Source organism: Skermanella aerolata KACC 11604 (assembly GCF_000936425.1).
In the GTDB taxonomy this organism is placed as follows: Bacteria; Pseudomonadota; Alphaproteobacteria; order Azospirillales; family Azospirillaceae; genus Skermanella; species Skermanella aerolata.
Genome location: NZ_AVFK01000041.1, coordinates 17276 through 39997, shown reverse-complemented (window position 1 = coordinate 39997; position 22722 = coordinate 17276). Strand labels below are relative to the sequence as shown.

19 protein-coding genes and 1 tRNA gene are annotated in these 22722 nt (G+C 64.5%); 9 read left to right on the top strand and 11 right to left on the bottom strand.

From position 1 onward, the window contains the following. Window positions 1-197 precede the first annotated feature (197 nt). The 6 genes from N826_RS31335 to gatC form a co-directional block, all read right to left on the bottom strand. Window positions 198-2855 carry a CRISPR-associated helicase/endonuclease Cas3 gene (locus N826_RS31335; protein ID WP_044435511.1) on the bottom strand — a complete coding sequence of 886 codons (2658 nt, stop codon included), beginning with the start codon at window positions 2853-2855 and terminating at the stop codon, window positions 198-200. A 2098-nt stretch (window positions 2856-4953) separates the two neighbouring features. Continuing rightward, window positions 4954-5043 (bottom strand) — tRNA-Ser (locus tag N826_RS31325). An 80-nt stretch (window positions 5044-5123) separates the two neighbouring features. Beyond that, a complete protein-coding gene (locus tag N826_RS31320; RefSeq protein WP_044435505.1) occupies window positions 5124-6290 on the bottom strand; it encodes a trans-sulfuration enzyme family protein in 1167 nt (388 codons plus the stop codon). Window positions 6291-6381: 91 nt separating this feature from the next. Further along, on the bottom strand, window positions 6382-7854 hold the full coding sequence (gene gatB, locus N826_RS31315; protein ID WP_044435503.1) for an Asp-tRNA(Asn)/Glu-tRNA(Gln) amidotransferase subunit GatB: 1473 nt from the start codon (window positions 7852-7854) through the stop codon (window positions 6382-6384). 12 nt (window positions 7855-7866) lie between these two features. Continuing rightward, window positions 7867-9441, bottom strand: coding sequence for an amidase family protein (locus N826_RS31310; RefSeq protein WP_044435501.1), 1575 nt, complete (start codon window positions 9439-9441; stop codon window positions 7867-7869). Next, a complete protein-coding gene (gene gatC / locus N826_RS31305; RefSeq protein ID WP_044435499.1) occupies window positions 9441-9728 on the bottom strand; it encodes an Asp-tRNA(Asn)/Glu-tRNA(Gln) amidotransferase subunit GatC in 288 nt (95 codons plus the stop codon). Before gatC ends, N826_RS31310 begins: the two co-directional genes overlap by 1 nt. Before the next feature lie 119 nt (window positions 9729-9847). Between gatC and ruvX the strand changes: the two genes are divergently transcribed. The 4 genes from ruvX (at window position 9848) to N826_RS45810 (ending at window position 12437) form a co-directional block, all read left to right on the top strand. Next, window positions 9848-10411, top strand: coding sequence for a Holliday junction resolvase RuvX (gene ruvX / locus N826_RS31300; protein ID WP_063772344.1), 564 nt, complete (start codon window positions 9848-9850; stop codon window positions 10409-10411). A 91-nt stretch (window positions 10412-10502) separates the two neighbouring features. Next, a complete protein-coding gene (locus N826_RS31295; protein ID WP_147041096.1) occupies window positions 10503-11069 on the top strand; it encodes a hypothetical protein in 567 nt (188 codons plus the stop codon). Window positions 11070-11092: 23 nt separating this feature from the next. Then, window positions 11093-12022 carry an AEC family transporter gene (locus N826_RS31290; protein ID WP_044435498.1) on the top strand — a complete coding sequence of 310 codons (930 nt, stop codon included), beginning with the start codon at window positions 11093-11095 and terminating at the stop codon, window positions 12020-12022. Window positions 12023-12101: 79 nt separating this feature from the next. Then, a complete protein-coding gene (locus tag N826_RS45810; protein WP_280178497.1) occupies window positions 12102-12437 on the top strand; it encodes a LysR family transcriptional regulator in 336 nt (111 codons plus the stop codon). A gap of 42 nt (window positions 12438-12479) precedes the next feature. Here N826_RS45810 and N826_RS31280 read toward each other — a convergent pair whose 3' ends face one another. Further along, entirely contained in the window at window positions 12480-12734 is a 255-nt protein-coding gene (locus tag N826_RS31280; RefSeq protein ID WP_084721334.1) for a DUF1127 domain-containing protein, read from the bottom strand. 171 nt (window positions 12735-12905) lie between these two features. On the opposite strand from N826_RS31280, the gene N826_RS31275 reads away from it, so the two are divergent. The 4 genes from N826_RS31275 (at window position 12906) to N826_RS31260 (ending at window position 16074) form a co-directional block, all read left to right on the top strand. Beyond that, a complete protein-coding gene (locus N826_RS31275; RefSeq protein ID WP_044435494.1) occupies window positions 12906-13844 on the top strand; it encodes a transcriptional regulator GcvA in 939 nt (312 codons plus the stop codon). Window positions 13845-13905: 61 nt separating this feature from the next. Continuing rightward, window positions 13906-15147, top strand: coding sequence for a CaiB/BaiF CoA transferase family protein (locus N826_RS31270; protein ID WP_044435493.1), 1242 nt, complete (start codon window positions 13906-13908; stop codon window positions 15145-15147). A gap of 58 nt (window positions 15148-15205) precedes the next feature. After that, on the top strand, window positions 15206-15574 hold the full coding sequence (locus tag N826_RS31265; RefSeq protein WP_044435491.1) for a DUF6152 family protein: 369 nt from the start codon (window positions 15206-15208) through the stop codon (window positions 15572-15574). Next, window positions 15574-16074 carry a hypothetical protein gene (locus N826_RS31260; RefSeq protein WP_044435489.1) on the top strand — a complete coding sequence of 167 codons (501 nt, stop codon included), beginning with the start codon at window positions 15574-15576 and terminating at the stop codon, window positions 16072-16074. The genes N826_RS31265 and N826_RS31260 overlap by 1 nt, the downstream gene beginning before the upstream one ends. A 322-nt stretch (window positions 16075-16396) precedes the next feature. Here the strand turns inward: N826_RS31260 and N826_RS31255 are convergent, their stop codons facing one another. From N826_RS31255 to N826_RS31240, 4 genes are all read right to left on the bottom strand, one after another. Then, the gene (locus N826_RS31255) at window positions 16397-17119 is read right to left on the bottom strand and encodes a type 1 glutamine amidotransferase (RefSeq protein ID WP_044435487.1); all 723 of its coding nucleotides are present in this window, start codon (window positions 17117-17119) and stop codon (window positions 16397-16399) included. Between the two features lie 14 nt (window positions 17120-17133). Then, complete coding sequence (locus N826_RS31250; RefSeq protein ID WP_044435485.1) at window positions 17134-18594, bottom strand: M81 family metallopeptidase; 1461 nt, start codon at window positions 18592-18594, stop codon at window positions 17134-17136. A 65-nt stretch (window positions 18595-18659) separates the two neighbouring features. Next, the gene (locus tag N826_RS31245; RefSeq protein ID WP_147041095.1) at window positions 18660-19502 is read right to left on the bottom strand and encodes an NAD(P)-dependent oxidoreductase; all 843 of its coding nucleotides are present in this window, start codon (window positions 19500-19502) and stop codon (window positions 18660-18662) included. 134 nt (window positions 19503-19636) lie between these two features. Beyond that, complete coding sequence (locus N826_RS31240) at window positions 19637-21472, bottom strand: ABC transporter ATP-binding protein (protein WP_084721333.1); 1836 nt, start codon at window positions 21470-21472, stop codon at window positions 19637-19639. Between the two features lie 264 nt (window positions 21473-21736). Between N826_RS31240 and N826_RS31235 the strand changes: the two genes are divergently transcribed. Further along, window positions 21737-22717: a patatin-like phospholipase family protein gene (locus N826_RS31235; protein WP_044435481.1), complete on the top strand. Its 981-nt coding sequence runs from the start codon at window positions 21737-21739 to the stop codon at window positions 22715-22717. Window positions 22718-22722: the final 5 nt, after the last annotated feature.

Here is a 22722-nt window from a genome sequence, read left to right as displayed (position 1 = left end):
GCAAAATTCCGGCGCCTCGTAAAGAAAAAGGGCGTACCATCGGTCGACGGCACACCCTTTTGAAGAAAGTCCGTGTTCTACTTTCTGCCCCCGTCGCATACGGGGAAGACTCCGATTTTGATCGTGTGCCGTCGGCCCACGACGGTCCATCTCGCGTCAAGCGAGAAAAACCGACAATAACACGCCGAAGACCGACGTTAAGTTGCTTTAAGCCCAAGACGATCATAGCCGAGCGACATGCCGCCGAAATCGAACAGCAGCGAGCCGCCCGCGACCCGGATATTTTCGGGGGCAGCCTCCGCTGATGGGTTTGGGACCAGCCATCCGGGAATGCGGATGCGCGTCACTTCCCGGCCGAACGGCCCTTCAACGCCGTTCCGGAAGATCGCCATTCGGTCGTCGAGACCGAGGCGGGTACTGATCGCGCCGTCCAGCCCCTCGGGCAAGGATTCCAACAGCTTGTTCCACTTAATTTCCGCCATATTCGCCGCCATCCCGTGCGCAATGGCCTTACCTATGACAGTCCTGCCATGCTCTGGCCAAAAGCCGCCCAGCGACTTGGCAAGGGCCGTAAGCGCTTCGGGATGAGTCGCCGCTTCGACAAGCAATCGGTTCTCGCGCGGCAGATCTAAACCGCGCCGCACCTCCAGTTCGCGACGGGTCGCCGCCAATCCCAGCAGATTGGGATAGGTTCGGCCGAAGCCGAGAAGCCGTGAGATGACACTTCCATCCGACCGCAATAGCGACGACAGGACATCGATCGTGGGTGCCAGTACGACAAGCCGCGGCGTCTCGAACTTAGTAGGGCGCGATCGTTCATGGCGGTGTAACCGCCCGATGCGTTGCAGCAGGACGTCGGCCGGGCACAGGTCGGTCACGAGTAGGTCCGCGTCGATGTCCAGGCTCTGTTCGGCCGTCTGGGTCGTGACGGCGATGCGGGGAGCATTTGCCGTTTTTCCGAACGCCTGTTCCAGCGCGTCGTCGAGGAGGCGGCGATCCTCGGCGGCGAACCGCGCATGATGCGGACATGGCCGCCCGGCGACGCCAAACAGCAGACGGGAGTTGGATGGGCCGGCCAGCTTCTCGATCTTCTGCTGAAGCTCCATGGCGCGGCGGACCGTGTTGACAATCACGAGCACCCGGGCGCCCTGTTTCCCAGCCTCCACTGCAAGGCGAGCCACTGCGTCGAGGTTTTCCGCGTCATCGACCAGTTCAATCGCTACTGACTTCGGCGGAGCAGCTTCGCCCGCTGTCGGTTCAATCGGATTTCCCGTGCCAGACGTCACGGCGGGGAAAGGCATGTCCGCGACGATTTCCGGTGCGGACGGCCTGTCGGTGCGGCCGGTCAGGCGATGTCGCGCCGCGGAACCAAGTGTCGCGGACATCAGCAGGGCGTGACCGCCGGCGGCGCGATGCTGGTCGAGCACGTGCCGCAACAGCTCTTCCATGTACGGATCGCTCGCATGCACTTCGTCCACCACGAGGAGATGGCGCAGCATAGCGGCGGAGCGCAGTTGAGCATGTCGCACCATCAACCCGCCCATCAAGAGCTGATCTATCGTTCCAATCATGACCGCTCCAGCCAGAAACCGCTTCGGCTGCTCTACTGCCCAGCCCCGGTCACGAAACTTATCGCCGTCATCATCGGGCCAATGCACGCCGTAGTCGGGCAGCGGCTCGCCATCCTGGTCATCGACCCGGAGATAGCCCGGAACCGCCAACCCGACGGGCGGGCAACCGTCACCCAGCAGCCGGTGGAGGTCGTCGCGTATGCGACGATGGATCTGAACTGCCGACGCCCGTGTAGGTAAGGCGAAGTAAAGTCCATCGACGCAACCGACGCGCAGCAGGTTCAGGAAATGGATCAACGCCGCCTCGGTCTTGCCGGAACCAGTTTCGGCCTCGACGATCAGCAGGCTGCCGGAATCGGGTTCCGGCGCCGCACGGGCGAGCAGGTCGGCCTGGAGCGGGCGCGGCTGTCGGCCAGGTTCTGGGAAGAGCGATGCGAAATCCCAGTCCAGGCGACAGGCGGCGTCGCGTGCCCGTTCCGGATCGAGCCATCTATCGATAAGGACACGCCACGCCGCTGCACGGGCCAAGACCATCCGGTCCGCCGCTGCCGAGGGTGCCTCCGGAGCACCGGACAACGGAAACCGGCTGACGTCCGACCCCAGCCAGTCGGCCAGCATGACCAGCCCGGCGAAGGCATGGAGAAAGCGCGGAGAAGTCGGAACCTGCTCGACGTCGGGCGCGAAGGCGTCGGGAAACCAGCGGCGCAGGGCCGCGGTCAGCTCGCCGACGGCGGCAAGCGGATCGTATACGTCGGTGGACTCCCAAAGTGCCGGCTCGACAACTGTGGATTTCGGCAGCGAGCCGTGATGGGCGAACAAAGCCGTCATGAGGTTCGCCAGCCCTTCACCGGCGACCTCTTCTTCGCACCAGTCGGCAAGGATTTCCACATCCAGCATGCTGTACAACCGATCTTTCAATCTGGTTGTTATGTCAAGCGAACCCCCACCCTCGTCTCCCAGTAGTATAGCCATTGCCGGACCGACATGACCCGCCCGCGGTACGGATTGCCGCCCGTCCCGGTCGAGCGCCTTGTTCTGGAACCCGTGATTGGCCTTGCCGAAATCATGCAGCCCCGCCAGCGCCGCCAAGCGTCTGCGCTGGCCGACTGAAAGTTCCTGCTTCCCCGCTAGCCGAGCCAGCCGAAGCCAGATAGTCGGCAGGCCGAGCAGCGCTTCCGTCATGGCAGCGACATCGGCGCTGTGGTCGATCAAGGAAAGGTACGAAACGATCTCTCCATCCTCGTTCCGTCGCAGCTTTGCCCAGGGACGTGGAATGGGAAACATCTCTAGGTACCCTGTTCTTGGCTTACATTGTTCTGCTCGCCTTGCGCGAGGTTGAATGATACTAATGCACCATCAGAATCTTTGACAATCAAATAGGATCAGGTATTTACGCCTTAGAGGCTCCCCCGCGTCTGCGGGGATAGACCCTACGACCGCGCCCGCGATCTGTTCGCCCAGGTGGTTCCCCCGCGCCTGCGGGGATAGACCCTGGGATCAGGAAATCACTTCTGAGAGCTATTTGGCTCCCCCGCGCCTGCGGGGATAGACCTCTCCCGTTCTGGCAGGATCTGTCCGGCCGCTCGGCTCCCCCGCGCCTGCGGGGATAGACCCGTCGCGACCCTCAACAAGGTCATCCTGCCGGTGGCTCCCCCGCGCCTGCGGGGATAGACCCTACCTGCGGTACCATCTTGAACTGCTGGCCAAGGCTCCCCCGCGCCTGCGGGGATAGACCCGGCTGGTACGACTGGGAAATCATGTGCCCGGAGGCTCCCCCGCGCCTGCGGGGATAGACCCGCCTTCAGCTTGTCGTCATACTCGCGCCGGTAGGCTCCCCCGCGCCTGCGGGGATAGACCCGCTTTCATGATTGACTGATTGGCGCCAATCGAGGCTCCCCCGCGCATGCGGGGATAGACCCGCCTCGGTGTTGACGATCCCGGCCGCGCTCGCGGCTCCCCCACGCATGCGGGGATAGACCCTTCCCGCAGACGCCGCAGGGCTTCCTGGCGTTGGCTCCCCCGCGCATGCGGGGATAGACCCGGCGGCAACACCATCAATCTGCCGTTCTGGCAGGCTCCCCCGCGCCTGCGGAGATAGACCCAACGAGCCTACCTACAAAGTGTGGATGCACACGGCTTCCCCGCGCCTGCGGGGATAGACCCTGGTGAATGGTACACCAGTCGCCGTCGATGGCGGCTCCCCCGCGCATGCGGGGATAGACCCGGTACGGAATTCACGTTCGCGGGACTGCGCCAGGCTCCCCCGCGCCTGCGGGGATAGACCCTCCTTGGGTTTGTTGGGGTGTGCGGCCCCATGGGCTTCCGTGCGCCTGCGGGGATAGACCCGGTATCTCGAGGCCGACGCCGATATGACGCACGGGCTCCCCCGCGCCTGCGGGGATAGACCCCCGACTGGTGAGGCGAGGGATTGATCTCGGTGGGCTCCCCCGCGCCTGCAGGGATAGACCCCGGAGCGACTTGTCGATTTCGCCGGCAAGCCGGGCTCCCCCGCGCCTGCGGGGATAGACCCTACCGCGAACTCTACACGCTGATCGAGCCCAAGGCTCCCCCGCGCCTGTGGGGATAGACCCTGCACGTTCTCGGGCAACTATCAGGGCTTCTAGGCTCCCCCGCGCATGCGGGGGTAGACCGTCCGCTGTCATGTCGTTGGCGAGCTGCTGCGCGGCTCCCCCGCGCCTGCGGGGATAGCCCCTTCCTTCAGCCGCCCTATGTGACGGTGGAGCGGGCTCCCCCGCGCCTGCGGGGATAGACCCCCGTACACCGATACGGTCATGCGCAACACGCTGGCTCCCCCGCTCCTGCGGGGATAGACCCTCGGCCATGACAGCCTGTCCGGGACCGCCTGCGGCTCCCCCGCGTCTGCGGGGATAGACCCGCGGAAATCGAAGGTAACGACGTGGTTGCGGAGGCTCCCCCGCGTCTGCGGGGATAGTCCCATCGCAAAGCTGATCGCCGGCGCTACCGGCATGGCTCCCCCGCGCCCGCGGGGATAGTCCCTCCCCGTAGTACAGAAGGACAACCTCAGAGCTGGCTCCCCCGCGCCTGCGGGGATAGACCCTTGAACCAACCGCCGACGTAGTGAAGGCTGTTGGCTCCCCCGCGCCTGCGGGGATAGACCCCAGCGCGTCGAAATGTTTTCGCCTTTCGTGGGGGCTCCCCCGCGCCTGCGGGGATAGACCCCTGCCCGGTTGGGACGAACCAGAGGCGGCGACGGCTCCCCCACGCCTGCGGGGATAAACCGTTTGGTTCGACGGTGAGGGTTCAGGAACCCAGCCATTACCTTGTGGATGGATCAAAGGATGGGACAGAATCCACCCCAACAGAAAAAATTCTGTAATTTCAACGACTTAATCTAAAGAAATGGCGGATAGGGTGGGATTCGAACCCACGGTGAGGTTTCCCCCACGCAGCTTTAGCAAAGCTGTGCCTTCAGCCTCTCGGCCACCTATCCAGCGCGGCGTTTGTATAGCCACTGACGCCTGTCTCGGCAAGCCCTATTGCACGCTATTCATTTCCTTTTCTCGGGATAAGTCATGCACCCCTGGAAGCGACGGCGATTGCCTGGGCAAGGTCGCCGATCAGGTCCTCGATCGCTTCGATCCCGACCGACAAACGAAGCAGGTCGCCGGGGACCGGGCTGTCGGCTCCCTCGATGCTGGCGCGGTGCTCGATCAGGCTTTCCACCCCACCGAGCGAGGTCGCACGGGTGAAGACCTTTGTGTTCGCGGCGACGGCGATGGCGGCGGCCGTGCCGGCGCTCATCCGGATCGACAGCATGCCGCCGAAGCCGTCGGTCATCTGGCGCAATGCTATCTCGTGCTGCGGGTGGCTTTGCAGGCCGGGATACAGAACCTCCGCGACGCCGGGGTGGCCTTCGAAGTAGCGCGCGATGTCGAGCGCATTGGCCGAGGCGGTGCGGACCCTTGGATAGAGCGTCCGCATGCCGCGCAGCAGCAGCCAGCTTTCGAACGGGCCGAGGACGGCGCCGAGGTTCTTGCGGACCGATTTGACGCGGTTCCAGTGATCGTCGTCGGCGGCGGTCACCAGCGCTCCGGCGATCACGTCGCTGTGGCCGTTGAGGTATTTGGTGCCGGCATGCATCACGTAGTCGGCGCCGAACGCCAACGGCTTGGTGATCACGGGGCTGGCGGACGTGCTGTCCACGGCGAGGCGGGCGCCTGCCTTGTGCGCGATGTCGGACGCCGCCTGGATGTCGGTTACGTCCCATAGCGGATTGCTCGGCGTTTCCAGCCAGACCAGCGCCGTCTTGCCCGGCCGCATCGCCTTGGCGAGTGCGTCGAGGTCGGCGCTCTGAACGAACTCGACATCCAGGCCCCAGGTGCGCGCGAAATCGTTCAGCCAGTTGCGGAGCGACCAGTACATGACGCTGGGCGCCACGACATGGTCGCCGGGCTTGAGCGACATGAACAGCGCCGTGGCCGCCGCCATGCCGGAGGAAAAGACCAAGGCCCCCTGGCCGCCTTCCAGCGTGTTCAGCAGCGCTTCGACCTGATCGTATGTCGGATTGTCGGCCCGGCTGTAGACGCGGCCCGTGGTGTCGTAGCTGTTATCGGCGTCCCGCAGAAACGTCGTGCTCGGATGGATCGCGGGAACGATCGCGCCGGTCTTCTCGTCGATCCAGCCAAGGGCATTCGCGGCAAGGGTTTCAGGCTTGAGGCTGTCGGGCTTGCCGGCCATGGCGGGAATTCTCCGGGATATGTGTAGGGACTTGAGCCGGGGGGACGCGGTGGCTGCTCCCGTGAGGAAGCGGCTACCGCGTCCAGCCTCGTTACTCCTTCAACTTCTTGGTCAGAAGTTCGTTCACCAGGGCCGGGTTGGCCTTGCCCTGGGTCTGCTTCATGACCTGACCGACGAAGAAGCCGAACAGCTTCTCCTTGCCGCCCTTGTAGTCGGCGACCTTGTCGGGATTCGCCGCCAGCACGCCGGCGATGGCAGAGTCGATGGCTCCCGTATCGGTGACCTGACGCAGGCCCTTTTCCTCGACGATCAGGGCCGCGGGCTTGCCCGTTTCGACCATCTCGGCGAAAACGTCCTTGGCGATACGACCGCTGATCGTGTTGTCGGAGATCAGGTCGATCAGGCCGCCCAGGTTCTCGGCGGAAACCGGCGACTGGTCGATGCCCTTGCCCTGCTTGTTGAGCGCGCCGAACAGCTCGCCCATCGTCCAGTTGGCGGCCAGCTTGGGATCGCGGCCCTTGGCCACCGTCTCGTAGAAGGCGGCGCTCGCCCGTTCCGCCACCAGAACGCCGGCGTCATAGGGCGACAGCTTGTAGTCGCTGATGAAGCGGGCCTTCTTCTCGTCCGGCAGTTCCGGCAGGGTCGCCTTGATGGCGTCGACCCAATCCTGCTCCAACTCCAGCGGCAGCAGGTCGGGATCGGGGAAGTAGCGGTAGTCGTGCGCTTCTTCCTTGCTGCGCATGGAGCGGGTCACGAACTTGGTCGTGTCCCACAGGCGGGTTTCCTGGACGATGGTCCCGCCTTCCTCCAGCACCTCGATCTGGCGGCGCGTCTCGTACTCGATCGCCATCTGGACGTAGCGGATCGAGTTGACGTTCTTCGTTTCCGTCCGCGTCCCAAGGGGGCCGCCGGGACGGCGGACCGAAACGTTGACGTCGCAGCGCATGGAGCCTTCCTCCATGTTGCCGTCGCAAGTGCCGAGATAGCGTAGGATCGCCCGAAGCTTACGGACGTAGGCCGCGGCTTCCTCAGCCGAACGCATATCCGGTTCCGAAACGATCTCCATTAGGGCCACGCCGGACCGGTTCAGGTCGACATAGGTCTTGCTGGGATGCTGGTCGTGCAGGCTCTTGCCGGCATCCATCTCCAGGTGGAGGCGGGTGACGCCGACGGTGCGGCTCGACCCGTCCGGCATGTCGAGCACGATCTCGCCCTTGCCGACGATCGGCTGCTGGAACTGGCTGATCTGGTAGCCGGAGGGCAGGTCGGCGTAGAAGTAGTTCTTGCGGTCAAACACCGAGAACAGGTTGATCTGCGCCTTGAGGCCGAGGCCCGTCCGAACCGCCTGCTCGACGCAGTACTCGTTGATGACCGGCAGCATTCCGGGGAACGCGGCATCGACGAAGCTGACCTGGGTATTCGGTTCGGCTCCGAACTGAGCCGAGGCGCCGGAGAACAGTTTCGCGTTCGAAACGACCTGGGCATGGACTTCGAGGCCGATCACCACTTCCCAGTTGCCGGTCTCGCCCTGGATCAGACTGGTCCCTTCAATCACAGACGTCATGGTCCAACTTCCTCAATAACGGGCGGAGACGAAAGGCGGCAGGGCGGTGAAGTCGGCGGCGCTCTCGACCACCCCGGCTACCTTCAGGACGGTCGCCTCGTCGAACGGACGGCCGAGGATCTGGAGACCCAGCGGCAGGCCGTCGGACGCCAGACCGGCCGGCACAGAGATGCCGGGCAGACCGGCGAGCGAGGCCGGCACGGTGAACACGTCGTTGAGGTACATGGCGATCGGGTCGTCCATGTTGGCGCCGATCTCAAAGGCGGTGCTGGGTGCCGTCGGCGTCAGGATGACGTCGCACAGCTTGAACGCTTCCTCGAAGTCCTGCGCGATGCGGGTCCGCACCTGCTGGGCCTTGCGATAATAGGCGTCGTAGTAACCAGCGGACAGGACGTAGGTGCCGATCATGATGCGGCGCTTGACCTCCGCCCCGAAACCTTCGGCGCGGGTGTTCTCGTACATCTCCTTCAGGTCGCCGCCCTCGACCCGCAGGCCGAAGCGGACGCCGTCGTAGCGCGCGAGGTTGGAAGAACATTCCGCCGGTGCAACGATATAGTAGGTCGCCAAAGCGTATTTGGTGTGCGGCAAGCTGATTTCGACCGGCTCGGCGCCCGCCGCCCTCAGCCAGTCGATGCCCTGCTGCCACAGCTTCTCGATCTCCGCCGGCATGCCGTCGACGCGGTATTCCTTGGGAATACCGACCTTCAGCCCCCGGATGTCGCCGGTCAGCGCCGCCTTGAAATCGGGCACTGGCATATCGACGCTGGTCGAGTCCTTGGGATCGTACCCGCACATCGAACCGAGCATCAACGCCGCGTCGGCGACCGTGCGGGTCATCGGACCCGCCTGGTCGAGCGACGACGCGAAGGAGACGATGCCCCAGCGCGAGCAGCGTCCGTAGGTCGGCTTGATGCCGACGATGCCGACGAAGGAGGCCGGCTGACGGATCGATCCGCCGGTATCGGTGCCGGTCGCGGCCATGGCGCATCGGGCGGCCACGGCGGCGGCCGAACCGCCCGACGAGCCGCCGGGGACCAGCTTCCGCGACCACTGCCATTCCTGAACCGGACGCGGCTGGCGGATCGCCGCCGTGACTTCCGCCAGGAAGCCGGCATCGGTCTCGGCGGCGTCGCGCTGGACCAGAACGCCAGGGCTCCACGGGCTGATTACGGGACCGAAATAACTGGTCACGTTGGATGAGCCCATGGCGAACTCGTCCAGATTGACCTTGCCCAGCATGACCGCACCGTCGCGCCACAGATTGGCGGTGACGGTCGATTCATACGGCGGCTTGAAGCCTTCCAGGATGTGGCTGCCGGCGGTGGTCTGGAACCCGGCCGTGCAGAACAGGTCCTTGACCGCGATCGGCAGGCCGTTCATCGGCCCGGCCTCGCCCTTGGCGCGCTGGGCATCCGCACGCTCTGACATCGCGATCGCCTGATCCGGCGTCTCGGTGATGTAGGCGTTGAGCGCGCGCGAGGCTTCGACCGCGCGGACATGCGCTTCGGTCAGCTCGACGCTGGTGAACTCGCCCTTGGCAAGTCCTTCCAGGGCGCCGGTCATCGTCAGTTTGGTAAGATCAGTCATTACTCGACAACCTTCGGCACGACGAAGAAGCCCTCGGCGGTTTCTGGGGCGTTGAGCAGAACGGCGTCGCGGACGCCGCCGTCGGTAACGGCGTCGGGGCGGCGGCGCAGCTTGTGCGGCGCCACGCTGGTCATCGGTTGCACGCCGACGGTATCGACCTCGTTCAATTGCTCGACGAAGTTCAGGATGTTGCTGAGTTCGCCAGCCAGATGTTCCTGGTCGGCCTCGGGCACCTTGATGCGGGCCAAGTGGGCGATCTTCGCCACGGTGGCCTTATCGAGCGACATGGGGTAAGTCTCTCCGTCCGCGAATGCCGATTGCCGGAGCAGGGCCCCGGCGGTCGGCGGATATGGCAAATTTCTGGCAGTGCGCCTTCATTTAAAGTGCGCCGAAAGTAACACCCGCTATGGCTATCCGCAAGCTTACGGACCTCCTGACATCAGTCCCTCGCGGCAAACGGCTGCTGGGGCTGGACCTTGGCACAAAGACCATCGGAATGGCGATTTCCGATCCGGGATTCTCCGTCGCTTCCCCCATCGGCACGATCAAACGGACCAAGTTCACAGCCGATGCGCGGGAACTGGCGAAGGTGCTGAAGGACCGGGAAGTAGGCGCCGTGATAATCGGGCTGCCGGTCAACATGGACGGCAGCGAGGGACCTTCCGCCGAGCGGGCGCGGCAGTTCGGCGCCAGCATGATGGAACACAGGGAATTGCTGGGGGGCGAGCAGGAAATCGCGTTCTGGGACGAACGGCTGTCCACCAGCGCCGTGCAGCGGATGATGATCGACGCCGACATGACGCGGAAGCGGCGGGCGGAGGTCGTGGACAAGATGGCGGCGGCCTACATCCTTCAGGGCGCGCTGGACGCGCTAGGGCGGCACAAGCGCGACCTGGAAGCGCCGGTGCATCCGGCCGACCTTGACGACGCCGATCTGGACGGCCATAGCGATGATCCGGATCGGGACTGATCCAAGTTCTTCTTTTGTAACGGTGCCGTGACGGTTCCCAGGCTGTTGATGAAAGATGATTCTTTCTCGAAGAGCGGCTTGGGAGATCCCGATGCGACCGTGCACCATACCGATTCTTCTTGCTACCATGCTGGCGCTGGCAGGCTGCGCCGCACCGGCCGACCGGTCCGGCATGACGGTCCCTTCGGTGCTGGCGCTTGCCGACGTGGCAGATCCGGGCCTTGTCGACGGCATCGCGGTCGGTTCGGTCGATGGCGGACAGGCAACCAGCGCACTCGGCACCTCGGAAGTCGATAACGACGATTTTCAGAGCGCCTTGATGGACAGCCTGCGGAACCATGGCTTCCTGGCCGAGGGAAGCGCACCGCGCTACATCCTCTATGCCCATCTGCTGGACGTTCACCAGCCGCTGGTCGGCCTGAGCATGACGGTAACCGCCAAGGTCCATTACGAACTGGCCGATGCGGTCAACGGCCAGCCCGCGCAGGAGCGGACGATCGAAACCGAGTTTACCGCACCCTACAGCGCCGCTTTCGCGGCTGATGAGAGAACGCGGCTTGCCAACGAGGGCGCAATCCGCGAGAACATCGGCGAGTTTCTCTCCTGGCTCAGCCGCAAGCCGCCGCCCGAAGTGGGAGCGCCGTTGGCATTGCGGTAAAGGCACTCCGATAAAAAGCAAGAATGAAGCAGTCACTCGCCGCCTTCGCCGCACTGGTACCGATCTTCGCCCTGATCCTGCTGGGTTACTGTCTTCGCCGGTACCGGATCGTCCCGGACGAGTTCTGGGCTCCGATGGAGAAGCTGACCTATTTCATCTTCTTTCCGCTCCTGCTACTGGACAACCTGTCGAAAGCCAACCTTGGCGACCTGAGCGTCCTTCCCATGGCGCTGGCACTGATGTCCGCTATCCTTGCGGTGACGCTGGGACTTTATCTGCTGCGGCGGCGGCTGAACCTGGCGGGGCCGGCTTTCAGCTCGGTCTTCCAGGGATCGGTGAGACCGAACACCTTCGTCGGTCTTGCGGCTGCCTCCGCCCTGTTCGGGGTGCCGGGTGTCACGCTGTTCGCGATCGGTCTGGCGAGCGTCGTGCCGCTGGTCAACGTACTGTGTGTCGTTGTGCTGTCACGCTATGGGACCGGGCAGAGTAATGGCCCGTCGGTGAAGGCGGCCGTCTTCGGCATCCTGCGCAATCCGATCATCCTGGGCGTCGCCGCCGGCGCGCTGCTCAACCTGAGCGGCATCGGCAAGCCGCCCGTGATCGGCCCGATCTGCGAGATCCTGGGAGCGGCCGCAACACCCCTCGGCCTCCTGGCGGTCGGCGCCGGCCTCGATATCCCGGCGGTGCGCTCGGCGGGCCGCGCGCTGCTGCAATCCTCGGCGATCAAGCTCCTGATCGTACCGGGACTGACGGCGCTGTTCTGCGCGGTATACGGCGTCCATGGGCTGACGCTGACGATCGCCGTGCTGTTCAACGCCCTGCCCGCCGCGGCTTCATCCTATGTCTTGGCACGGCAGATGGGAGGAGACTCGAGCCTGATGGCGGGATTGATCACGGCGCAGACGGTTCTGGCCCTGCCGTCGATCCCCTTCGCCCTGATGATGTTTGGCTGAGATGATGTTTGGATGAAACCTCGGCACCATTCCGAATGTTTGAGTAGGTATGCAATCTTTTGATCGGAATGGGTCGCGGGTGGGACAGACGTTGGATTACAGCACGCAACTGGGGCGGCAATTGCCGCCGCTCACTGCGATCAAAGCCTTCGAAGCGGCCGGCAGGCACGGCAGCTTCACCGGTGCCGCGCAGGAATTGCAGGTGACGCCGGCAGCCATCAGCCATCACGTGAAGATGCTGGAAGGCTGGCTGGGAGTCGTCCTGTTCCGCCGCTTCGCCCGCGGCCTCGAACTGACCGAAGACGGGCGGCGCTATCTTCCTCGCCTGACCAGCGCCCTCGACGAGATCGCTTCGGTCACCGACGACTTGATGTGCGAGAGAACCGGGTCCGACCGGCCCGGTTCCCACGTGTAGACCCACGGCGTCCTTCGGATATCGGCATCGATCGGGCCGGAACTAGTCGCGCCAGAACGGCTTGGCGGTTTCATGCTCGAGGTCGGCGCGGGACAGGCCGATGTCGCGCAGCAGGTGATCGTCCATCTCGCCAAGACGGTGACGCTGACGGGCACGATCCTGCCAGTCGAGCAGGGTGTCGGATACCCGTATGATCAGGGTCCCGAGACTCTTGAGGCTGATGTCGAGGGACGGAGCGGGACGGCTCGCCGTGCGGACGCCGGACAGTGCGCGGGACTTCTGAACGCCGATAGTCATCTGAAGCTCTCCCTTATGCGAAAGCGGGGCCGAAGCGGTTCCGGTCCCGGCCGGTAGCGTCTTGAAGCATCTTCGTGTTAAGCCAATACTTGCGCGACCCGGTTCTTGCGCACAAACGACGCTTTCTCATAGAATCGATTAGAAAACCTAATCTGATGAAGGGTCGAGCCGATGGGCCGCCGACTGCCGCCGCTGAACGCCATCCGCGCCTTCGAGGCCGCCGCGCGGCACCTCAGCTTCACCCGCGCCGCTGAGGAGCTGAACGTCACCCAGGCGGCGATCAGCCACCAGATCAAGGGTCTGGAAGACGTCCTTGGCATTCCGCTGTTCCGCCGCCTCAACCGCGCCCTGATGCTGACGGAGGCCGGCCAGTCGTATCTGCCGCCGCTGCGTGACGCCTTAGACCAGATTGCGGATGCTACTGCCCGTTTGAAGGCGGCCGACAGTGGTGGAGCCTTGACCATCAGCACACTTGCATCTTTTGCGGCAAAGTGGCTGGTGCCGCGCCTGCCCCGTTTTCAGGAACGGCATCCGGAAATCGACGTGCTGATTTCCACGACGCCGCAGATGGTGGATTTCACGCAGCAGGACGTCGATGCGGCGATCCGCTTCGGGCGAGGCGGATGGGAGGGCGTGCGGGCGGACCGGCTGCTGACCGAGGACATCTTCCCCGTCTGCGCACCCAGCCTGCTGGAAGGATCGAAGCCCCTGCTGAAGCCGGATGACCTGAGCGGTTTTACCCTGCTCCACGACGATTTCCTGTATGGCTGGACCATGTGGCTCCAGGCTGTCGGCGCCCAAGGAGTGGATGCGGCGCGGGGAACGCGGTTCACGGACTCGGCGCTGGTGCTTCAGGCGGCAATGGCGGGTCAGGGCGTGGCGCTGGCGCGCCGAGTGCTGGCGGCGGACGATCTGGATGCCGGCAGGCTGGTATCGCCGTTCGACATCAGCCTGCCGAGCGAGCTTGCCTATTACTTCGTGGCGCCGCCCCGCTACTTCGAGCGGCCCAAGGTAGCGGCTTTCTATCACTGGGTCTGCGCCGAGGCCCGCGACTACCGGCAGGCCGCCGAGCGGGCGCGACTTGTCAACGTGCCGGAGCAATCCCTATAACCGGCAGGTCCCAAACCATTCCCGAACCGATGTTCCTCCCTCAGCTGGAAGCACCGCCGCCATGACAACGCCCGCCGACCGCCCCGCCGCCACCGGACCGCTCGCCGGCCTGAAGGTGTTCGACATGACGCGGGTGCTGGCCGGCCCCAGCGCCACCCAGATCCTGGGCGATCTCGGCGCCGACGTCGTCAAGGTCGAGCGGCCCGGTCAGGGCGACGACACGCGGAAATGGGGTCCGCCCTATATCCGGAACGCGGAGGGCGAGAACACGACGGAGAGCGCCTATTACCTCTCCGCCAACCGCAACAAACGGTCGATCACGCTGGACTTCACCAAGCCGGAAGGTCAGGCGCTGGCGCGGCGGATGGTGGCGCGGAGCGATATCGTGCTGGAGAACTACAAGGTCGGGACGCTCAAGCGCTACAATCTGGCCTATGAGCAGTTGAAGGAAGAGTTTCCGGGGCTGGTCTATTGTTCGGTCACTGGGTTCGGGCAGACCGGCCCCTATGCGCCGCGCGCCGGATACGACTTTCTGGTGCAGGCTATGGGCGGGATCATGAGCATCACGGGCGAGCCGGACGGCGACCCGCAGAAGCTGGGCGTCGGCATCGCGGACCTGATGACCGGCATGTACGGGCTGGTTGCGATCCTGGCCGCGCTTCGGCATCGCGATCAGACCGGCAAGGGTCAGCATATAGACATGGCCTTGCTGGATACCCAGGTGGCATGGCTGTCCTATGCTGGCCAGTACTTCCTGACCAGCGGCCAGCAGGTGCCGCGCATGGGCAATGCGCATCCGACCATCGTCCCGTACGAGGCATTTCCGGCGGCGGACGGCTACGTGATCCTGGGCGTCGGCAACGATGGGCAATATACCCGTTTCTGCGAATTCGCCGGTCGGCCGGACTTGGCGACCGATCTCCGGTTCACGACCAACGAGGCACGGGTGAACAACCGACTGGAGCTGATCCCGATGCTTCGGGAAATCATCTCGCAGCAGCCCCGTGACCATTGGCTGACGGGCCTCGCGACGCTGGGCGTGCCGTGCAGTCCGATCAACCGCGTCGATCAGGTCTTCGAAGACCCGCAGGTCAAGGCGCGCGGCATGGAGATCGAGATGCCGCATCGGCTGGCGCCGGAGCCGATCCACCTGATCGGCAGTCCGATGAAGTTCTCCGAAACGCCGGTCGATTATCGCCATGCGCCGCCGACTTTGGGCCAGCATACCGACGAGGTGCTGACGGAATGGCTCGGTCTCGATCCCGAAGCTGTCTCGAAGTTGCGCAGCGACGGTATCGTTTAAACCGGACGCGGCCCCATATAGGCGCTTCATCAGCAACCGCCGAAAAAGGGAGGCCGCGATGTCCCCACATCAGGCAAGAGCCGTTACGGGCGCCGCACTCATCCTGGGTTCTCTCGCCCTCGCCGTTCCGGCGCTGGCGCACCATGGCTGGGGCAGCTACGACAGCACGACCCTGACGACACTGGAGGGGACCGTCCAGTCAGTCGCATTCAGCAACCCCCACGCCTCAGCACAGCTCGAAGCGCAGGGTAAGGTCTGGACAATCGTGCTGGCGCCGCCGTCTCGGATGTCGAGCCGGGGTCTGCCGGACGGTACGTTGAAGTCGGGCCAAACGGTCAGCCTGGACGGCTACATCCATAAGAGCGATCCGGTGGAACTGCGGGCCGAGCGGATCAGGGTGGATGGCAAATCGGTCGAGTTGCGCTGATGGAGCATTCGGCCGGCGCCGGCCCCGCCTGGGCCCTGGCGCTGGAGCATTCAGCGCTCGGTGAGATCCTACGGCAGGCGTTGTGGCTGTACCCAATCGCCAACGTACTTCACGTGCTGGCTGTTGTGGCGATGATCGGCAGCATTCTGGCGTTCGACCTCCGGCTGATGGGCGCCGCGAAGTCTCTGCCGGTGGCCGGGCTGGCGCGGCTGCTTCTACCGATCTCCGCGATCGGCTTCATCGTGGCGGTGATCACGGGATCGCTGCTGTTCATCGCCGACGCGACAGCGGTCTGGAACAACCCGGTCTTCGTCTACAAGCTGGCGCTGATAGCGCTTGGGCTTGTAAACATAGGCGTCTTCCACTTCGGCGTCTGGCGCTCGGCGGAGCACTGGGTAGCGGGCATCCCTGCCCCACTGTCGGCCAAGACGGGTGCTGCGGTTTCGATCGCGTCCTGGGCTGCCACGGCCACACTGGGACGGCTGATCGCCTATTTCTAAAGCAGAGATGTCTAAGTACACGAAATCAATGAGGGTACGTGATTGCGGTGTTCGCTAGTCAAAAGCAAACCGACATCGGAATCATACCTATGGCCGCAGAAGTTTACCGGTCAAAATAACTCATGCCGTAGCGCAACTGGTGGCTAAAGCGAAGCGGCACCCGACATAGACGCGTCGGTTGGATATCGATACGCCGGAGGCGCTGCGGCAGTTGGGGTCGTAACGCGGCTTGACGAAACGTTTGTTGAACCACGGCCCAACCTACAGGCTCCGGCTTCGTAGGTTGGGGCCGTGGCCCAACAAACCTCCGGAGCGAACACGATCATCGAAGCATGGATTTCTTCCGCCGCACCAACTCCAGCCAGCCGCGCGCTAGATCGCGGGCGAAGGCCGCTGCGTCGGGCAGGTACCGCTCAACTTGGGCGTCCATCTGCTGACCGAGAGTGGCGATCTCTTCCGGCGTGGCGCCTTCCGCTCGGCGCACCCAGTCCTTTACGATGTCAGCGTTGACTTCGGGATGGAATTGAAGCCCGTACTGGCTGTCGCCGAGCCTGAATGCCTGATTGGCGCAGTCAGGACCGGTGGCAAGCAGCACGGCATCCCTCGGCAGGTCGAAGGTGTCGTAGTGCCATTGCATGATATGCCGCACCGGGCCGAACGATCCCAGTATGGGATCTTCAGCGCCGGCAGCAGTCGTTTCCACCGCCCTGAAACCGCGCTCCATCAGACTGTGCTGGTAAACACGCTCGCCATGGGCACGGGCGAGAAGCTGCGCGCCCAGACAGATGCCCAGGATCGGCTTGTCAGCCTCGGCGAAGCTCCGCATCAGGGCGAGCAGGCGCGGGATATAGGGGCTGGTCCCATCGTCCGCCGCCGACTGTGGACCCCCTAGAACGACGGCGCCGTCGAAGCCTTCCGCTTCAGCGGAAAGTGCATCGCCCTCGGGCGGCGTGACGGTGACGAGTTCGGCGCCGAATTCAACAAGGTATTCTCCGAGCAGGCCCGGAGGCGCTGTCCGGCTGTTCTGGACGACAAGGATGCGCAAGATGGCGGTTCACATCAGGTGAGAGGAAAGATCGGGCGCCGAACCCGGTCGAAGCGAAGGCGGCCGTAATCCGATGTCGTTACGCCCTCGCCCGCGCATTCGACGATATGGCGGGCGATCGGCTGAAAGCCGGCGCGGTAATGTATCCGCGACTTCAGCATGACGTATTTTCTGGCCGCCGGATCGATGCCGAGGCTGAGCAGGCAGCCAAGGTCCCAGGGCTCGTGATGCCGCTCGATCAGCACGATCTCCACGGTGCCGGTGTCGAGCACGACCGTCCGGCCCATGCCGACACGTACGCCGGTATACATCGGCCCCCGGATCGTATATTCGCCGTCGGTGATGACGCGGACCTTGCCGGTCACCGTCAACGGCTTCGCCTTCAGCCCGATCGCCGGCATCGGCAGCTTGCCGCCGATATCCAGCGTCACCTCGGCACCGACGCCGGCTTCGATCAGCTTTGCGACCGAACCGGGATCGTGGATCGCGAAGGCGACGACATCCTTGAGGCCCTGCCGGATGATCTCCGCTAGGACGGCGGTAACGTCCTGGGTGCCGCCTGAACCGCAGTTGTCGGAATGGTCCAGCAACAGCACCGGGCCGTCCGCCAGATCCCGTGCGCGGGCGACCGACCGGGCGAGTGGTTCGGCGCGGTAGACGAACTCCTCGCGCCGGTTCCAAGCGACGTCGAGCAGACCGTTGCATATTGTCTCGGCCGAGTCCCGATCGTCCTCCGTCACCGTAACGACGCTGATGCCGGCATCATGGATGTCGGCATGGGGGAAGCCGCCGAACACGCTGACTGCCAGCGCGCCGTCCTCCTCGAACCCACGAGCCGCATCGACCAGATCGCGCATGGGGGCTTCGGCGGTGCCCATCCGCATGATGTGCGGCAGCATGGGCCGGTTGCCCCAGACCATCGTGGGCCGCGACAAGCCCTTAAGCGCGCGAAAAACGATTCGCCCGACAAGCTCGCCGGTCTCGTACATATCGACATGCGGATAGGTCTTGAAACCGGCGATGGCCGTGGCGTTGCCGACGATCTTCTGCGACAGGTTGCCGTGCAGGTCGAGTGCCACCCCGACCGGCACGTCGGGCGCCAGCGCCCGGATGCGGGCCAGCAACTCGCCTTCTCCGTCTTCCAGGCTCTGCGTCACCATGGCGCCGTGGAGGTCGAGCAGCACGCAGTCGCAGCCCTTGGCGACCTCCACCAGGATGGAGTCGGTCAGGCGGGTATAGGCGTCGTCATGGACCGGGCCGCTCGGCCATGCCTCCGCCGCGACCGGAGTCACGATCTCGGCGCCCTCGGCTTCAGCCAGATCGATGAAGGCGCCCATCGGCGTTGCCGTGCCCTTGTAGGCGCGGAACGCGTCCTCACCCCAGGCGGGACCGCCGTTGCCGAAGCGGGAGAGCGGTGTCGGGACGGGAGAGAAGGTGTTGGTTTCGTGCTTCAACAGCGCGATGACGACGCGCATCTTCCCTCCTCCAGATTTGCAGCGGGCTTTGCCGTCCGGTCAGACCGTCGGGTCAGACTGCCCGATCAGACTTCCTCGCGCCGCTCCAGTGTGGTCCGAACCTTGTGGGCGATCAAGGCGCCGATACGGGCATCGGCGGCACTTCTGGTCTCCAACTCCGGTTCGTCGTCCGCCTGATCCAGGTCGAGGAGCGCTCCGGCGAGGCGACCGGTGCGGACCGCGCCGATAACGGCGCCGGTATCGACCAGACCGGCGTGCGAAGCGTTGATCAGGACGGAGGTCGGCCGCATCTCCGTGATGGTTTCCCAATCGATCAGCTCGCGCGTCTCAGGCGTCAGACGCAGATGGAGGCTGACGGCGTCGCATTGTTCCAGCAGATGGAGCAGGCCCGAAGGCTCGACACCGAGATCGGCCCAGAGCGGGCTTTCCCGGTCGACCAGCGGATCGTAGGCCCAGACGGTCAGCCCCAGGGCACGGGCGCGGCCCGCCACGTCCCGCGCGGTCGGATTGAAGCCGATCAACCCAAGTATCCGGGGATCGCCGCCGGGCTGCCATCCGGAACGGCCGAGAAGGCGGACGAGTCCGGCGATCACGCGGTCCGTCGGTGTCAGCTCGTCGCTGGAGACGTAGCTGTGGATCTCGATGCCGCGGGCGCGGCAAGCGTCCTCATCCACCAGCCCCGACGTGGCGCCCAGGCAGCCGATGACGCGCAGGCGCGGCGCCGCGGCCAGAAGGTCGGCGTCGATGATCGTGCAGTCCCGGACGATCAAGGCCCGTGCGTCGGCGACGGCACCGCTCAGGGCGGCGCCGTTGCTGGCAAGAGCATGGTCGTAGCGGACTTCGAAGCTGCGGCCCAGTTCGAGAACGGCCGCTTCGTGCATGGGTTCGGCAATAACGATATCAGGCACGGCAACCTACCGTGTTGGAGAAACAGGATGTATGGGAGATGCGTATGCGGTGCGGTCCGCATTTTGCGCAGTGTCATAAGATGAACGCAAGCGAGGCCTCTAACAATCCCTCATTTGCAAAAAAAATCGAAACATCATTGCATTGCCGCTTGAGCGGGAGCCCCCGCATCCGGAGAAACGGCACCGCTCTGCATGCCCCAAAGTTTCGCGTAGATGCCGTTCCTCCGCAGCAATTCGCCATGGGTACCGGCCTCCGCCACCTGTCCGTCGTCGATCACGTAGATCCGGTCGGCATCGACTATGGTGGACAGGCGATGCGCCACCACCAGGGTCGTCCTGCCTTGCTGCAAAGCCTTCAGGGCACCCTGTACAATCCGTTCCGATTCGGTATCGAGGGCGGAAGTCGCCTCGTCCAGCAGCAGGATGGGAGCGTTGCGCAGCATGGCGCGTGCGATCGAGACCCGCTGACGCTGCCCACCGGACAACTTGACCCCAAACTCGCCGACCATGGTGTCGTAGCCGTCGGGAAGCCCCATGATGAAGTCATGGGCCGCGGCACCGCGCGCAGCCGCGACGATCTCGTCTTCCGTGGCGCCGATCCTGCCGTAGGCGATGTTGGCGCGGATGGTGTCGTCGAACAGCGCCACCTCCTGGCTGACCAGGGCGATGTGGCCGCGCAGGCTCGCCAGCGTCACGTCCCGGACATCCGCCCCCCCCACCAGGACGGCACCGCCGGTCACGTCGTAGAAGCGGGGGATCAGGTTCAGCAGCGTCGATTTGCCGGCACCCGAGGGGCCGACGAGCGCCACGGTATGGCCGTCCGGCACGTCCAGGTCGATGCCCTGGATGGCCGTCGAATCCTGGCCATAGGAGAACCGCACGTCCTGGAACCGGATGTCGTGGGACGTGACGTCCAGCGCCTTCGCATCCCGCTTGTCCAGGATGGACGGCGGAGTGTCGAGCAGAGCGAAGACCCGGTCGGCGGCGGCCAGACCGCCCTGAAGCTGGCTGTTCAGCTTGGCCATCCGCTTCATCGGCTCATAGGCCAGCAGGAAGGCCGTGATGAAGGAGAACAGGGCGCCGGCCGTGCGCTCGCCGTTGATGACCTGGATGCCGCCATAGACGACGACGGTCACGATCGCCAGCCCGCTCAGGATCTCGGTCACCGGGCCGGACAGGGCGGAGACGCGGAATCCCTTGTGGACCAGCCGATACAGGTTTTCGATGATGCCGCCGACGCGGCCTTCCTCGTACGTCTCCATCCCGTACGCCTTGACGTGGCGGGCTCCCTGGAAGGTCTGGTTCAGGATCGTCGAGAAGTGGCCCAGTTCCGCCTGCGTGCTGGCCGACACCTTGCGGAACCGCTTGCCGAGGCGTGCCACGAAATAGGACGCAACCGGGAAGACGATGAAGGCGCCCGTGGCGAGCACCCAGTCCTGCTGGAACATGACCGCGACCAGCACGATCAGCGTCAGCACGCTCTTGCCCATCCCGGTCAGGCACTCCGCCACGGCCAGCCGCATCAGGCCGACATCGTTGACCATGCGCGAAATCAGGTTGCCGGCCGATGTCCCGTGGAAGAAGGCCAGATCCAGGCGAAGGAGGTGCGAATACATCTGACGCTGGATATCGGCCACGATGCTCTGGCCGATCTGGTTCATCTGAACGCTATGGAAGTAGGTCGATATCCCCCGCAGCCCAAAGGCGATTAGCACACCGGCGGCGACCGGAAACAGCATGGCCTGATTGCGGTTGGTGAACACCTCGTCGATGATCGGTTCCATGAGCTTTGCCATCGCCCCGGTAGTCGCGGCCGCAACGGCCATCCAGAACAAAGCCTGGGCGAGCAACCAGCGGTACGGGCTCAGATAGGTCGAAACCAGGCGCTTCAGCAACGGCATGGTGGCCGTGTGACGGCTGGGAGACTTATCGAAGGACGCGGAAGGGGAAGAGGATGCAGCGATTTTCATGAAGCGTTGACCGGACGCGGATCGTCACCGGAGACAGGAAAAACAGCCCGGCGGGAAACGGGACCCTGCCCCATCCGGCGGGATTTGACCAGCGGTGACTTGTCCCACCGGCCATTTACGTGGATTGGATATCGCCGCCGACCCTGGTGAAGAGCATCACAGCCCTATTGTCACGGTCGCGATATGGTTACTCAGCATCGTTTAACAAGTTGCGCGTAGCGTTGTTTGTATCAGTGGTTTTTCAAAACGCAGTCAGGTCCGCCCATGCCCGACGAAGCCAGTCTGATCAGAACCCGTCCCCGCATCGGCTTGGCGCTCGGTGCCGGCGTCGCCCGTGGTTGGGCCCATATCGGCGTCCTGCGGGCGCTCAAGAAGTTGGGCATCGAACCCGATATCGTAACCGGCACGTCGGTCGGCGCCCTGGTCGGCGGATGCTATCTGGCCGGTCATCTGGATACGCTGGAAGAATGGACGCGCAACCTCAGCCGCATGAAGATCGTCAGCTACCTGGATCTGCGCGTGCGCAGCGGCGGCCTCATCAGTGGCGGCCGCCTGATGGCGGAAATGACCAAGCACATGGGCAATCAGCGAATCGAGGATTTGCCGATGCCGTTCGCCGCTATCGCCACGGATCTGGTCACGGGGCATGAGGTCTGGCTGAGGACGGGACCGTTGGTGGAGTCGCTGCGCGCCTCCTTCTCGCTGCCGGGCGTCTTTCCACCGGTCTGCATTGACCAGCGCTGGCTGGTCGACGGCGCACTGGTCGATCCGGTACCGGTCGCCTCCTGCCGCGCGCTCGGCGCCGAGATGGTCATCGCGGTCAACCTGAACTCCGACATCCTGGGCAAGGCCCGCAAGCCCGGAGCGAGCATCGCGACCGCAGCGGGATTCGACCTGATCCAGGTATTGGAAGAGGAGCAGTCCCACCAGACTCCCGCCCCGCCGTCACGCCTGAACGCCCTGACGCGGCGGGTCTTCACCCGTGAATATGACGGTCCGAGCCTGTTCGGCGTCATGGTGTCGTCGCTCGGGATCATCACGGACCGTATCGGACGGACCCGACTTGCCGCCGATCCGCCGGACGTACAGATAGCGCCCCGATTGGGGCATGTCGGCTTGCTGGAATTCGACCGTGCGGCCGAAGCGGTGGAGGAAGGTGCGGCGGCGACGGAACGCGCTGTTCCGGATCTGGTCGATGCGATCCGGGTCTTCAGCGCCAATCTTCGCGACACCGCGCGAACCTGATTGGC

What these genes read in the sequence shown, in the direction of transcription:
- N826_RS31335 (WP_044435511.1), bottom strand. Translation starts at nt 2,855, where the DNA reads ATGTTTCCCATTCCACGTCCCTGGGCAAAGCTGCGACGGAACGAGGAT.
- N826_RS31320 (WP_044435505.1), bottom strand. Translation starts at nt 6,290, where the DNA reads ATGGCCGGCAAGCCCGACAGCCTCAAGCCTGAAACCCTTGCCGCGAAT.
- gatB (WP_044435503.1), bottom strand. Translation starts at nt 7,854, where the DNA reads ATGACGTCTGTGATTGAAGGGACCAGTCTGATCCAGGGCGAGACCGGC.
- N826_RS31310 (WP_044435501.1), bottom strand. Translation starts at nt 9,441, where the DNA reads ATGACTGATCTTACCAAACTGACGATGACCGGCGCCCTGGAAGGACTT.
- gatC (WP_044435499.1), bottom strand. Translation starts at nt 9,728, where the DNA reads ATGTCGCTCGATAAGGCCACCGTGGCGAAGATCGCCCACTTGGCCCGC.
- ruvX (WP_063772344.1), top strand. Translation starts at nt 9,848, where the DNA reads ATGGCTATCCGCAAGCTTACGGACCTCCTGACATCAGTCCCTCGCGGC.
- N826_RS31295 (WP_147041096.1), top strand. Translation starts at nt 10,503, where the DNA reads ATGCGACCGTGCACCATACCGATTCTTCTTGCTACCATGCTGGCGCTG.
- N826_RS31290 (WP_044435498.1), top strand. Translation starts at nt 11,093, where the DNA reads ATGAAGCAGTCACTCGCCGCCTTCGCCGCACTGGTACCGATCTTCGCC.
- N826_RS31280 (WP_084721334.1), bottom strand. Translation starts at nt 12,734, where the DNA reads ATGACTATCGGCGTTCAGAAGTCCCGCGCACTGTCCGGCGTCCGCACG.
- N826_RS31275 (WP_044435494.1), top strand. Translation starts at nt 12,906, where the DNA reads ATGGGCCGCCGACTGCCGCCGCTGAACGCCATCCGCGCCTTCGAGGCC.
- N826_RS31270 (WP_044435493.1), top strand. Translation starts at nt 13,906, where the DNA reads ATGACAACGCCCGCCGACCGCCCCGCCGCCACCGGACCGCTCGCCGGC.
- N826_RS31265 (WP_044435491.1), top strand. Translation starts at nt 15,206, where the DNA reads ATGTCCCCACATCAGGCAAGAGCCGTTACGGGCGCCGCACTCATCCTG.
- N826_RS31260 (WP_044435489.1), top strand. Translation starts at nt 15,574, where the DNA reads ATGGAGCATTCGGCCGGCGCCGGCCCCGCCTGGGCCCTGGCGCTGGAG.
- N826_RS31250 (WP_044435485.1), bottom strand. Translation starts at nt 18,594, where the DNA reads ATGCGCGTCGTCATCGCGCTGTTGAAGCACGAAACCAACACCTTCTCT.
- N826_RS31240 (WP_084721333.1), bottom strand. Translation starts at nt 21,472, where the DNA reads ATGAAAATCGCTGCATCCTCTTCCCCTTCCGCGTCCTTCGATAAGTCT.
- N826_RS31235 (WP_044435481.1), top strand. Translation starts at nt 21,737, where the DNA reads ATGCCCGACGAAGCCAGTCTGATCAGAACCCGTCCCCGCATCGGCTTG.